Source organism: Cellulomonas taurus (assembly GCF_012931845.1).
In the GTDB taxonomy this organism is placed as follows: Bacteria; Actinomycetota; Actinomycetes; order Actinomycetales; family Cellulomonadaceae; genus Cellulomonas; species Cellulomonas taurus.
Genome location: NZ_CP051884.1, coordinates 1640191 through 1653003, shown reverse-complemented (window position 1 = coordinate 1653003; position 12813 = coordinate 1640191). Strand labels below are relative to the sequence as shown.

At 74.8% G+C, this 12813-nt stretch carries 13 protein-coding genes and 1 riboswitch; all 13 genes read right to left on the bottom strand.

Annotation, left to right across the window (positions count from 1 at the left end; all coding sequences use genetic code 11):
- Positions 1–525 precede the first annotated feature (525 nt).
- A complete protein-coding gene (locus HGK68_RS07670; RefSeq protein ID WP_343037077.1) occupies positions 526–1122 on the bottom strand; it encodes a PH domain-containing protein in 597 nt (198 codons plus the stop codon).
- 10 nt (positions 1123–1132) lie between these two features.
- Positions 1133–1981, bottom strand: a complete 849-nt coding sequence (gene hisG / locus HGK68_RS07665; RefSeq protein WP_169165430.1) for an ATP phosphoribosyltransferase — start codon at positions 1979–1981, stop codon at positions 1133–1135.
- A gap of 37 nt (positions 1982–2018) precedes the next feature.
- On the bottom strand, positions 2019–2282 hold the full coding sequence (locus HGK68_RS07660) for a phosphoribosyl-ATP diphosphatase (RefSeq protein WP_169165429.1): 264 nt from the start codon (positions 2280–2282) through the stop codon (positions 2019–2021).
- A 26-nt stretch (positions 2283–2308) separates the two neighbouring features.
- Positions 2309–2998, bottom strand: coding sequence for a nicotinamide riboside transporter PnuC (gene pnuC / locus HGK68_RS07655; RefSeq protein ID WP_206155827.1), 690 nt, complete (start codon positions 2996–2998; stop codon positions 2309–2311).
- Entirely contained in the window at positions 2995–3462 is a 468-nt protein-coding gene (gene ribH, locus HGK68_RS07650) for a 6,7-dimethyl-8-ribityllumazine synthase (RefSeq protein WP_169165428.1), read from the bottom strand. The genes pnuC and ribH overlap by 4 nt, the downstream gene beginning before the upstream one ends.
- Positions 3462–4730 carry a 3,4-dihydroxy-2-butanone-4-phosphate synthase gene (gene ribB / locus HGK68_RS07645; RefSeq protein WP_169165427.1) on the bottom strand — a complete coding sequence of 423 codons (1269 nt, stop codon included), beginning with the start codon at positions 4728–4730 and terminating at the stop codon, positions 3462–3464. The genes ribH and ribB overlap by 1 nt, the downstream gene beginning before the upstream one ends.
- Positions 4730–5356 carry a riboflavin synthase gene (locus HGK68_RS07640; RefSeq protein ID WP_169165426.1) on the bottom strand — a complete coding sequence of 209 codons (627 nt, stop codon included), beginning with the start codon at positions 5354–5356 and terminating at the stop codon, positions 4730–4732. The genes ribB and HGK68_RS07640 overlap by 1 nt, the downstream gene beginning before the upstream one ends.
- Positions 5356–6384 carry a bifunctional diaminohydroxyphosphoribosylaminopyrimidine deaminase/5-amino-6-(5-phosphoribosylamino)uracil reductase RibD gene (ribD, locus tag HGK68_RS07635; protein ID WP_169167004.1) on the bottom strand — a complete coding sequence of 343 codons (1029 nt, stop codon included), beginning with the start codon at positions 6382–6384 and terminating at the stop codon, positions 5356–5358. The genes HGK68_RS07640 and ribD overlap by 1 nt, the downstream gene beginning before the upstream one ends.
- 117 nt (positions 6385–6501) lie before the next feature.
- Positions 6502–6643: riboswitch (FMN riboswitch) on the bottom strand.
- A gap of 52 nt (positions 6644–6695) precedes the next feature.
- Entirely contained in the window at positions 6696–7364 is a 669-nt protein-coding gene (rpe, locus tag HGK68_RS07630; RefSeq protein ID WP_169165425.1) for a ribulose-phosphate 3-epimerase, read from the bottom strand.
- Positions 7365–7424: 60 nt separating this feature from the next.
- Entirely contained in the window at positions 7425–8927 is a 1503-nt protein-coding gene (locus HGK68_RS07625) for an RsmB/NOP family class I SAM-dependent RNA methyltransferase (RefSeq protein ID WP_169165424.1), read from the bottom strand.
- Positions 8924–9907, bottom strand: a complete 984-nt coding sequence (fmt, locus tag HGK68_RS07620; RefSeq protein WP_169165423.1) for a methionyl-tRNA formyltransferase — start codon at positions 9905–9907, stop codon at positions 8924–8926. The genes HGK68_RS07625 and fmt overlap by 4 nt, the downstream gene beginning before the upstream one ends.
- A gap of 157 nt (positions 9908–10064) precedes the next feature.
- The gene (locus tag HGK68_RS07615) at positions 10065–10664 is read right to left on the bottom strand and encodes an HAD family hydrolase (RefSeq protein ID WP_169165422.1); all 600 of its coding nucleotides are present in this window, start codon (positions 10662–10664) and stop codon (positions 10065–10067) included.
- Positions 10661–12811, bottom strand: coding sequence for a primosomal protein N' (locus tag HGK68_RS07610; protein WP_169165421.1), 2151 nt, complete (start codon positions 12809–12811; stop codon positions 10661–10663). The genes HGK68_RS07615 and HGK68_RS07610 overlap by 4 nt, the downstream gene beginning before the upstream one ends.
- Positions 12812–12813 lie beyond the last annotated feature (2 nt).

The window sequence follows — 12813 nt, the reverse complement described above, 5'->3', positions numbered from 1 at the left end:
CTCCGCACCCGAGGTCGGCACTCCGCACCCGAGGTCGGCAGTCCACGCCCGAAGTCGGCACTCCGCACCCGAGGTCGGCAGTCCACGCCCGAAGTCGGCACTCCGCCCCCGAGGTCGGCAGTCCACGCCCGAAGTCGGCAGTCCACGCCCGAAGTCGGCACTTCGCCCGGTCTCGAACGGCGCGAACACACGACCTCGCCGCCCGCCCACCCCGAGGTCGGCAGTCGACGCCCGAAGTCGGCAGTTCGCGCCCGAGGTCGGCAGTCCACGCCCGAAGTCGGCACTTCGCCCGGTCTCGAACGGCGCGAACACACGACCTCGCTGCCCGCCCACCCCGAGGTCGGCAGTCCGCGCCCGAGGTCGGCAGTCCGCGCCCGAGGTCGGCACTCTGCACCCGAGGTCGGCACTTCGCCGGGCTCTAGCCGGCGCGTAGTCGCGATCTCGCGCGTAGTCGCGATCTCACGCGCAGTCCGTCCGCGCCACTGTCCGCGCCCCGCTTCGCGCCGGGGGGGCTGAGGCGACGGGTCAGTCGTCGCGGGGGGTGCGGGTGCGGGTGGCGACGAGGGTCGCCAGGCGGCGGGCCTCGGCGTCCGCGTAGTCACCGTCGGCGCGCTGGATGCCCATCACCGCGAGGGTGTCCCCGTCGGCGAGGTCGAGCTGCACCCAGGGGCGCCCCTGACCGAATCGGATCGAGACGATGCTCGCCCAGTCGACGGTCCGGGTGGTGGCCAGGTTGCGCACCCGCAGGCCGCTGTCCGACGGCACGGCGCGCACCGTGGCCTGCCGCCAGCAGAACCAGACGATCCCGATGCCGAGCAGCACGAACCCGAGCCGGTCGAGCACGCCGTAGCCGGACAGCCCGGTGCCGGGCAGCAGGATCAGCAGCAGGGCGGTGCCGAGCGCGACCAGGGCGGCCAGGGTGCCGGAGACCCAGCGAGCGGCCCGAGGGCGGAACACCGCGGACAGCCCAGCCGCACCGGACCCGGCCGCGCCACCGGTGCCCGGGCCGCCAGCACCTGAGCCCCCGGCACCGGACCCGGCCATGCCCGAGCCGCCGGCACCCGGGCCGGACCGCACGCCCCCGGTGCCGGGAGCTCCCGGCCCACCCACGTCGCCCGTCATACCGCGGGCCTCAGAGCCGGCAGGCGTGGATGGAGGTGACCAGGATCGCCCGGGCGCCCAGGTCGTAGAGGGTGTCCATCACCCGGTTGGTCTCCGAGCGCCGCACCATCGCCCGCACGGCAGCCCACTCGCCGTTGTGCAGCGGGGACACGGTCGGCGACTCCAGGCCCGGGGTGACGGCCACCGCCTGGTCGACCAGGGAGACCGGCACGTCGTAGTCCATCAGCACGTACTCACGGGCGGTCAGCACGCCCTGCAACCGGCGGGTCAGCACATCCAGCCCGACCGGCTCGGTGCCCTCGGTGCGGCGGATCAGCACCGCCTCGGACTTCAGGATCGGCTCGCCGAACACCTCCAGCCCGGCGGCGCGCAGGGTGGTGCCGGTCTCGACCACATCGGCGATCACGTCGGCGACGCCGAGCCGGATCGCGGTCTCCACGGCACCGTCGAGGCGGACCACCTCGGCGGGCTCGACGCCCTGACCGCGCAAGTAGTCGGCGACCAGCACCGGGTAGGAGGTGGCGACCCGGCGACCGGCGACCTGCTGGACGTCGGTCATGGTGCCCGCCTGGGTGGCGAACCGGAAGGTGGACCGGGCGAAGCCGAGCTGCAGGTGCTCGGTGGCCGGCGAGGCGGAGTCCAGAAGCAGGTCGCGGCCGGTGATCCCGACGTCGACGGTGCCGGTGCCGACGTACACCGCGATGTCACGGGGACGCAGGAAGAAGAACTCGACGCCGTTGTCCGGGTCGGGCAGGACCAGTTCGCGGGAGTCGCGGCGCTGGCGGTAGCCCGCCTCGGTCAGCATGGCGGCGGCGGGCTCGGAGAGCGAGCCCTTGTTGGGGACGGCGATCCTCAGCACGGGTGGGTGTCCTGTCTGTGCGGTCAGGCGGGGGTGATCAGAGGTGGGCGTAGACGTCGTCGAGGGTCAGCCCCTGGGCGACCATCAGCACCTGCAGGTGGTAGAGCAGCTGGGAGATCTCCTCCGCGGTGCGCTCGTCGCCCTCGTGCTCGGCGGCCATCCAGACCTCGGCGGCCTCCTCGACGATCTTCTTGCCGATCGCATGGACCCCGGCGTCCAGCTCCCGCACGGTCCCCGAGCCCTCCGGCCGGGTGATCGCCTTGTCGGACAGCTCTGCGAACAGCGAGTCGAAGGTCTTCACGCGAGTCAGAGTAGACGGTTCGTCGCTCACCCCTCGACACCGCCCGCGGCCGTGACCTGTTGCGGCTGTCCCTCGCCCCGGGCTCGCCACCAGACCACGAAGCCGGTGATCACCACTCCGGCGTACACCAGGTACAGGACCGCCGACGGGTAGTACCCGGCTGAGAGCAGCAACGGCACCCCGACCGCGTCCACCGCGATCCAGATCAGCCAGAACTCGATCCAGCCGCGGGCCATGCCGTAGGTCGCCAGGAAGCTCCCGACGAAGATCCAGGCATCAGCCCACGGCCCCCACGACCCGAGCGCACGGAAGATCAGCGCGAAGACGACGGTGCCGATCACCCCGATCAGCACGATATGCACCCAGCCGCGCACCCCCGCCCAGCGCGGGACGACCGCCGGGGCACCCTCGGCGCCCGACCGCTGGGTCTGCCGCCACCGGATCCAGCCGTAGATCGCCACCGCCACGAAGAACACCTGCCGACCTGCCTGGCCGTACAGGTCGCGATCCTGCGGCGTGTGGAACACCCCACCGAGGAAGACGGTGAACAGCAGCACGTTGCCGACGATCCCGACCGGCCAGGCCCACACCTTGCGGCGCATCCCGCCGAGTGCCGAGGCCAGGCCGAACAGGTTGCCGATCACCTCGCGCCAGAGCACCGCGTGCCCGGCGATCACCAGCTGGGCGTCGAACAGCCAGCCGAACACCCCGGTCACAGCGCGCGCAGGGCGACCACGGTGGCGATCGCCGCCTCCGCCGCTTCGGCGCCCTTGTCCTCGTGCGAGCCCGGCAGTCCGGCCCGGTCCAGCGCCTGCGCCTCGTCGTCGCAGGTGAGCAACCCGAAGCCGACCGGCACCCCGGTGCTCACCGCCACGTCGGTCAGCCCGTTGGTGGCCGCCTGGCAGACGTAGTCGAAGTGCGGCGTGCCACCGCGGATCACCACGCCGAGCGCGATCACGGCGTCGGCTCCGGAGCGAGCGGCCCGCGCGGCGGCGACCGGCAGCTCGAAGCTGCCCGGGACCCGGATCTCGGTCACCCGGGTCACCCCGGCCTCGTCCAACGCCCGGCGTGCCCCGGCGAGCAGACCGTCCATCACCTGGGTGTGCCAGCTCGCGGCGACCACCACCACGCGCAGACCCTTGCCGTTCACCGTCAGCGACGGCGCACCCGCACCACTCATCAGTCCCTCTCCTCGATCAGTTCGTCCTGCGCTCGGTCCAGGCCGGGCAGCAGGTGCCCCATCGCCCGCGCCTTGGTCCGCAGGTAGGCCTCGTTCTGCGGGGTACGGCCGACCTCGATGCCGCGCACCCCGGCGACCCGGAGCCCGTGCGCGGTCAGCCCGGCGACCTTGGCCGGGTTGTTGGTCAGCAGCGTGATGTCATCGGCGCCCAGGTCGGCCAGGATCGCGGCGGCGGCGCCGTACTCGCGCCGGTCGGCGGGCCAGCCCAGGTCCAGGTTCGCCTGCACGGTGTCCCGTCCGGCGTCCTGCAACGCGTAGGCGGCGATCTTGCCGAGCAGCCCGATCCCGCGGCCCTCGTGCCCCCGCAGGTAGACCACCACGCCCCCTTCGGCGGCGGCGATCGCCAGCGACTCGTCCAGCTGCGGGCCGCAGTCGCACCGGGTGGAGCCGAAGGCGTCGCCGGTCAGGCATTCCGAGTGCACCCGGACCACCGGTGCCGCGGCCAATCCCCCGGCCGCGACCAGGGCCACGTGCTCGGCGCCGGTGCGCAGGTCGCGGTAGCCGATCACCCGGAAGTCACCGTGCCGGGTCGGCAGCACGGCCTCGGCGCTGCGGTGCACCCGGGGCTGCTCGACCGGCGACTCCGCCGCGGGCAGGTCGCCGTGCTCGGTGCGCCAGGCGATCAGGTCGCTGATGGTCAGCACCACCAGGTCTTCGCGGGCGGCCAGGGCGAGGGTGTCCGACAGGCGCATCATCGTCCCGTCGTCGTGCACCAGCTCGGCGATCGCGGCCACCGGGGTCAACCCGGCCAGTCGGCAGAGGTCGACCGCCGCCTCGGTGTGCCCGGCCCGATGCAGCACCCCGCCGGGAACGGCGCGCAACGGCAGCACGTGCCCCGGGCGGATCAGGTCGTCGGCGCCGCTGCGCGGATCAGCGAGCACCCGCAGGGTCCGGGTGCGGTCGGCGGCGGAGATGCCGGTGGTCACGCCGACCGCCGCGTCCACGGTCACGGTGTAGGCGGTCCGTCGCGGGTCCTGGCTGGACGGGACCATCAGCGGCAGGTTCAGCGCGTCGGCACGCTCGGCGGTCATCGGGGCGCACAGGTAGCCCGAGGAGTGCCGGATCGTCCAGGCCACCCACTCGGCGGTCGCCGACTCGGCCGCCAGGACGACATCGGCCTCGTTCTCCCGGTCCGGGTTGTCGGCGACCAGCACCGGTCGACCGGCCCGCAGCGCCTCGAGTGCCTGCTCCACCGTCCCCCGGCTCATCACCGCTCCCCCGTTCGTCCGGTGTCCGTCGACCCGGCGTCCGACGGGCGGGTCTCCAGCAGCCGGGCCACGTACTTGGCGAGCACGTCCACCTCCAGATTCACCGGCGCACCGACCGCGAGGGTGCCCAGCGTGGTCGCGGCCAGGGTGGTGGGGATCAACCCGACCTCGAACCAGTCGTCGCCGACAGCGGTCACCGTCAGCGACACCCCGGACACGGTGATCGCGCCCTTCTCCGCCACGAACCGCGCCAGCGCCCGATCCAGACCGACCCGCACCGTGTCCCAGCGATCGGCCGGATCGCGGGACAGCACCACGCCGACCCCGTCGACATGGCCCTGCACCACGTGGCCGCCCAGCCGGGTGTCGGCCCGCACGGACCGCTCCAGGTTCACCGGGGCACCGGCGCTCAGGGCACCCAGGGCGGTGCGCCGCAGGGTCTCCGGCATCACGTCGACGGCGAAGCTGCCGTCGCCGGGCAGGTCGGTCACGGTCAGACAGACCCCGTCGACGGCGATCGAGTCGCCGTGCGCCGCGTCCGAGGCGGCCAGCGGGCCACGGATCAGCAGCCGTCCGTCGGCCGAGGCCAGCACCGCGCCGACCTCCTCCACGATCCCGGTGAACATCAGTGCGTCTCCTCGCTGTCGTGTCGTCCCCGCACGTCGTCCTCGCGGCGTACCCGGGCGCTGACCAGCACGTCCGGGCCCAGGCGACGGACGTCCTCGGTCGCCAGCCGCAGTCCGTCGGCCAGGGTGCCGATCCCGAGGTCCTCGACCGCCGACCGCCCGGCCCCGAGCAGCACCGGCGCGACGTAGGTCAGCACCCGATCCACCAGACCCGCGCGCAGGAACGCCGCCGAGACGGTGGGGCCGCCCTCGACCAGGACGTGCCTGACCTCGCGCTCGGCCAGCACCGCCAGGGCGGCCGCCGGGTCGTGGCCGGTGATCCGCAGCCAGTCCCCCGGTGCGGCCCGGTCGCCGAGCACCACGCGGAGCGGCTGGTGCGCGGCCGGGGAACCGTCCGGGGTGCGGGCGGTCAGTGCAGGGCGGTCCGCCAGGGCGGTGCCGGTGCCGACCAGGATCGCGTCCACCTCGGCTCGCAGCGCGTGAGCGTGGGCCCGGGACTCCGGCGAGGTGATCCACCGACTGCTGCCGTCGGCGGCAGCGACCCGACCGTCCAGGGTGGTGGCCAGCTTCAGGGTGACGAACGGCTGGCCCCGCCGCACGGCGACCAGCCACGGCTCCAGCATCGCCTCGACCTGCTCGGCGCCCACCCCGACGACCACCTCGATGCCGGCGGCCCGCAGCAGGGCGGCGCCACCGCCCGCGACCGGGTTCGGGTCCGGGACGGCGATCACGACCCGGGCGACCCCGGCGTCGATCAGCGCCTGGGTGCAGGGTCCGGTGCGTCCGGTGTGGGCGCACGGTTCGAGGGTGACGACGGCGGTGGCACCGCGGGCGTCGACGGAGTTCGCCGGTCGGCCGCCTGGGACCGGCTGCCGCCCGGACAGCGCATCGACCTCGGCATGCGCGGTCCCGGCCCCTCGGTGCCAGCCCTCGCCGATCACCACGCCGTCGCGCAGCAGCACGCAGCCCACCCGCGGGTTCGGCCCGGCGGCGGGTCCGCGCAACGCGAGCTCCACGGCGCGCGTCATCGCCGCCTGGTCGCTGATCGTGGCCACCCGTGCCTCCCGGTCCGTCTGGCTCCGGGGTCGGCGGGCGGGCGCACAGGGGTGCGCAGCCCCGGCGCACGCCCCACTGGGCGTACACCGGCACGACTCCTCCCATCCGGACTTTGACCGTCGGTCCCGGAATTCCACCGGATCAACCGGATCCTCACGAGTTGCCTCGATCAGACCCGGGTCGCGGACTTTCACCGCCGGCTCGGAATTTCACCGACCCCGGAGCACGTGCTCGTTACTGCGGAACAGGATGCCACACGGTTCTGTTCCCGCGGCGGTCCGGCTCAGCGGGCGGCCAGTGCCTCGTCCGCCATCGCGCGCAGGGTGTCGATCTCCGCCGGGATGTCCTCGGCTCCGTAGACGGCCGATCCGGCGACCAGCATGTTCGCCCCGGCCTGCGCCACCGTCGCCACCGTGGACCGGGACACCCCGCCGTCGACCTGGATCCAGGTGTCCAGCCCCTGCTCCTCGATCGCCGCCCGCAGCCGGCGCACCTTGGGCAGCGTGCCGTCGATGAACGACTGGCCGCCGAAGCCCGGCTCGACCGTCATCACCAGCACCATGTCGAATTCGCCGAGCAGGTCGATGAACGGCTCCACCGGGGTGGCCGGACGCAGCGCGACCGACGCGCGCACACCGGCGGCCCGCAGCTCACGGGCCAGCTTCACCGGCGCCTGGGTCGCCTCGGCGTGGAAGGTCACCGACGCGGCACCGGCCGTGGCGTACTCGATCGCCCAGCGGTCGGCGTCCTCGATCATCAGGTGCACGTCGATCGGCACCGGCGACACCTCCGCGATCCGCTTCACCACCGGCAACCCGATGGTCAGGTTCGGCACGAAGTGGTTGTCCATCACGTCCACGTGCGCGTAGTCGGCACGGGCGATCCGGTGCAGGTCGCGCTCGAGGTTGGTGAAGTCGGCGGACAGGATGCTGGGACTGATCAGGGCGCGCATGCGGCCAGGGTAGCCACCCTCGCGGGCCCTGGCTCAGCGCACCGGTTGCAGCGGACCGGCTCAGCCCACCCGGCGCAGCAGGGTCAGGTGCATCGCATCCGTCCCGTGCACGTGCGGCCACAACTGCGCGTCGTCCCGCTCCGGCAGGTCCAGCTCCGGCGCGATCCGGTGCAGGGCCGCCCGGGCGTCCAGGCGTTCGACCTCCAGACCGGCCTTGGTCGCCGCCCGAACACCGTCCAGCGCCGCGAGCCGGGTCTCGGCCAGCACCGGCGAGCAGGTGACGTAGCCGACCACGCCGCCGACCCTGACCGCCCGCAGCGCGCTGACCAGCAGTTCCCGCTGTAAGGCGGTCAGCGCTGCCAGGTCGGCCGGGGTGCGCCGCCACCGCGACTCCGGGCGCCGACGCAGCGCGCCCAGGCCGGTGCAGGGCGCATCCAACAGCACCCGGTCATAGCCACCCGGCTCGTCGTCACCGACCTGACGCCCGTCACCGGTGCGCACCTGATCGACCGCCTCGGCCGGCACGGCGGTCAGCGCCTGGGTGACCAGCCGGGCACGGTGCGGCTGCACCTCGTTGGCGACCAGGCGGGCACCCCGGGTGGCCGCCAGCGCCGCCAGCAGGGCCGCCTTGCCCCCGGGTCCGGCGCACAGGTCCAGCCACCGCTCGTCCGGCCCGTCGATCGGCGTCTCGGCCAGGGCGAGGGCCACCAGCTGGCTGCCCTCGTCCTGCACTCCGGCGCGCCCGGATCGGATCAGACGCAGCGCGGCCGGGTCGCCCCCAGCCAGGGTCACCGCCGTCGGGGCGTACCGACCTGCCTCGGCCGTGCCCGCCTGCGCCAGCAGCTCGTCCCGTTCCACCAGACCGGGGCGGGCCACCAGGGTCACCCGGGGCGCGGCGTTGTCCGCGTGCAGCAGCGCGGCCAGCTCGTCCGCCGACCGGCCGTGACCGAGCAGCGCCTCCCGCAGCGCCCGGGTCACCCAGGCCGGGTGCGACTCCACCACCGACAACCGGGCGACGGCGTCCTCCCCCGCCGCGTCGCCGATCAGCTCCAGCCACGTGTCCAGATCGCGTTCGGTGATCCGGCGCATCACGGCGTTGGCGAACTGGGCAGCCCCGGCACCCGAGCGCTCCCGCACCAGACCCACGGTCTCCGAGGCCGCCGCGTGCGCCGGGACCCGCATGCCGAGCACCTGGTGCGCACCCAACCGCAGCGCGTCCAGCACCGGCTCGTCGATCGCCGACGGCTCGCGTCCGGCGGCCTGCTCGATCACCGCGTCGTAGCGTCCGCGCAGTCGCAGGGTGCCGTAGGCGAGTTCGGTGGCGAAGCCCGCGTCCCGGCCGGTGATGTTCCGCTCCCGCAACAGCGGCGGCAGCACGAGGTTCGCGTACGCGTCCGACTCGGCCACGGTGCGCAGCACGTCGTAGGCGACGGCGCGGGCCGGGTCAGTGCTGCGACGTCGCTGGGAGGGGGCGGCGGCGGTGTACTGCCGGGGTCCCCGGCGCTGTCCGTCCTGACCGCCGGAACGGCGCTGCCCGCCGGCGCCACCCGAGCGGCCGGTCACGCCTGCGCCTCCGCACCCGCACCGGGTCCGGCCGCGTCGTCGTTCTCCCGCATGCCGAGCAGCACGCCCTCACCCAGCCGGGCACCCCGCGCCCAGTCCGCCGCGTTCATCGCCTTCTTCCCCGCCGGGCGCACCTCGCCCAGCCGGACGGCGTGGGACGCGGTGCCGACCCACACGTCCTGGCGCCCCACGCGCAGCTCACCGGCCGCGAGGTCCGTTACCTCCGGCGCGGGCGTGACCGGGCCGAGGCCGAGGCGGGAACCGTCCGGCAGGCTGGTCCATGCGCCGGGCGCCGGGGTGCAGCCACGGATCCGCCGGTCGACCGCCAGCGCCGGATGCGTCCAGCGGACCCGGGCGTCGGCCACGCTCAGGGTCGGTGCCAAGCTGATCCCCTCGCCCGGCTGCGGCACCGGCGAGACGATGCCGTCCTCGATCGCGTCCAGGGTGCGCACCAGCAGCTCCGCACCGGCCACCGACAGCCGCTCCAGCAAGTCACCCGCGGTGTCCCGGGGCCGGATCGTCTCGGTCAGGGTGCCGAACACCGGCCCGGTGTCCAGGCCCTTCTCCAGCAGGAACGTGCTGGCACCGGTGACCTCGTCCCCGGCCATCACGGCGTACTGCACCGGCGCGGCCCCGCGCCAGGCGGGCAGCACGGAGAAGTGCAGGTTGATCCAACCGTGGACGGGCAGCGCGAGCAGGTCGGCGGGCACCAGCGCGCCGTAGGCGACCACCGGGATCGCGTCCGGCGCCAGGTCACGCAGCCGGGCCTGGAACTCCAGGTCCCGGGGCGTGGTCGGGGTCAGCACCTCGATGCCCTCGGCCTCGGCCCGCTCGGCGACCGGGCTGGGCCGCAACTTCTTGCCCCGTCCGGCGGGGGCGGCGGGTCGGGTGATGACCGCCACCACCTCGTGCCGCGAGGCGAGCAGGGCTTCCAGGGACGGGAGCGCCACCGCGGGCGTTCCGGCGAAGATCAGGCGCACCCGACGATCCTAGGGCGGATGCGGCGCTCCGGTCGCCAGCGGGGTCGCCGCGACCACCCGCCGGCGCCCGCGCCGACCCGTACCAACCCGTACCGACCCGTATCAACCCAGCACCGCACCGCACCGGACCGACAGCGATCCGCGGCGGCCCGCGCCCTCACCGGCCGGGGAGCACCCCGCGCGCGACCAGCTCCACCCGGAGCGCCCGCGCGTCGGTGAACAGCACCCCGTCGAAGCCCTCGGCCACGGCCGCCTCGACATTGCGCGCGCTGTCGTCCACGAAGACGGTCTCCCCGGGCACCAGCCCGAACCGCTCGCCCGCCAGCCGGTAGATCCGGGGGTCCGGTTTGACCAGGCCCTCCCGGCCGGACACCAGCACGTCGGCGAGGCGACCGATCGCCGGGGCGGCGGGCACCGCGTGGTGGAAGGTCTCCGCCGACCAGTTGGTCAGACCGAACACCGGCACCCCGGCGGCGATCAGCGCGTCCACCAGCTCGGCGCTGCCCGGGACCGGACCCGGCAGGGCACGGTCGAAGTGGGTCACGTAGTGGTCGAGCATCACCCGGTGCGCCGGGTCGGCGATCGTCGCCCGGGCCTCCGCCCACGGCCGACCGGCGTCCTGCGCCAGGTTCAGGGCCGGGAAGTCGACAGCGGTGAGGAACGCGTCGACCTCCGCCGCGGAGTAGGACCCGGCGAAGGCGGACCGCGCGTCCCAGCGCACCAGCACGTTCCCGAGGTCGAACAGCACCGCCGTCACAGCATCTCCCGTGGATCGAGCCGCACCCGGACTGCACCGAGTTCCCGACGAGCGCTGCGCACTGCCATGGACGCGCCGAGCGCACGGGCCAGCTCGCGGCCGGCCGTCACCGGCACCCGCACCAGGGCACGCACCACGAGCTCGTCCTCCGAGCCCGCCAGGGTGAGCTGCACCGGCCCGTCGCCGACCGGCTGTTCGGCGTCCTGCACCGGCACCGGTCCGAGCACGTCACCGCCCGGGGGCAGCGCCACCCGGTCGAGCACCTGGCGCACGGCACCGCGCTCGCCGACCAGCTCGGCCACCCGCACCGCCGGGGGCAAGCCGACCTCGACCCGCTCGGCCAGCTCGCGTTCCGCCAACCCCGCCGGGTCCCAGCGCACCAGTCCCTGGGTCGGCCGCTCGGCGCCATCACCGACCAGCAGCACCTGACCCTCCGCGCGCACCAGCGCTGCGGCCGCCAGCCAGCGGCGCAGGGCCTCCTCGGTGGCGCGCAGCGACGTCGACCCGGTGCTCACCGCCGCGTCCAGCAGCACCGCCGCCGCGTAACCTCGCTCGGCCACCGGCTCAGCGCCGATCGTGCACACCACCAGGGCCGGACGGTCGGGCACCCCGGCCAGTACCCCGGTCGCCGACCGGGCGCCCGAGGTGCGCACCGTGACCCCCGGGAACGCGCGTCCCAGCTCCTCCGCCGTGCGGTCCGACCCGACCGACACCGACCTGAACGCGGTGTGCCCGCAGTGGTCGCAGCGCCAGTCGGTCGCCAGCCGACCGCACCACCCGCACTGCGGGGTCGCCTGCGCCGACCCGAGCTGCAACGGCCCGTGGCAGACGGTGCACCGGGCCACCGACCGGCACCGGGCGCAGGCCACCACCGGCAGGTACCCGGCGCGCGGCACCTGCACCAGCACCGGACCGTCGGCGAGGCGCTCGCGGATCGTGCGCCAGGCGGGCCCGGGCAGCCGTGCGGCGGCGGCCGGACCCTCCCGGGCCAGCTCGACGCTGGTGAGGGCGCGTACCCGGGGTGTGCGGCGACGCACCTCCGCCCGGTCCGCCGCCACCTCCCGCACCCATCCCGAGGCGACCAGCGCCTGCGTCTCCACCGAGCGACCGTGGGCGGCGAGCAACAGCCCGGCGCCCTCCAGCTCGGCACGCAGCGCCAGCACCTCCCGGACATGGGGATACGGCGCGCGCGGCTCGGCGTGCAGATCGTCGCCGTCGTCCCAGCAGACCGCCAGCCCCAGCTCGCGCACCGGCGCGAACGCCGCCGCCCGGGTCCCGACGACCACCCGCGCCCGACCCCGCAGCACCGCGAGGAACGCCCGGTAGCGACGGGCCGGACCTTCGTCGGCCATCAGGCGCACATGGCTGGTGTCCGGCTGCGTGGGATCCCAGGCCGGAACGCCCACGGACTCCAGCGCCGCGCACACCCGGTCGACGTCCCGGGCATCCGGCACCACGACCAGGGCGCCCCGGCCACCCGCCAGCGTGGCCAGCACGGCCTCGGCCACCGCGTCGGTCCAGGTCTCCCCCGCCGGGCCGGGAAGAGCGACCCAGGCGGCCCGGGGTGCCCCACCCTCACGCAGATGACGCAGGAACGCCGGGCCACCCCGGTAGGGCTGCCAGGCGCGGTCGGTCACGGCAGACGGTTCGATCCGGTCCTGCGCGCCGGCCGGCTCCGGTTCCGGAGTCGATCCCGGCACCTCGGCCTCGGTCCGCGCGTGCCGGGGCGGCACCGCCAGCCGCAGCACGTCCGGCAGCGTCCCGGCGTAGTGGTCGGCCACCGCCCGGGCGAGCCGGGCCACCGCCGGGGTCAGCACCGGTTCGGCGGCGACCACCCGGCGCAGCGGCATCAGGGCACCGTCGTGCTCGGGCTCCGCCACGCGGTCCAGCACGAAGCCGTCCACGTCCTGACCGGCGAACCGGACCTTCACCCGGACGCCGGGCAGTGCGGTGTCGGCCAGTTTGGCGGGTACCAGGTACTCGAAGCTGCGGTCCAGGTGCGCCGGGGACAGCTCCACCGCGACCCGGGCGACCGGCAGGTCGGCGGCGGGCTCGACCTCGATGTCCCGGGCCCGGACCCGGCGACGCGGCCGCGGAGCCGACAGCCCATCGAGGGTGGGTTGCTCCACCCGGGGGCCGTCGCTCACGC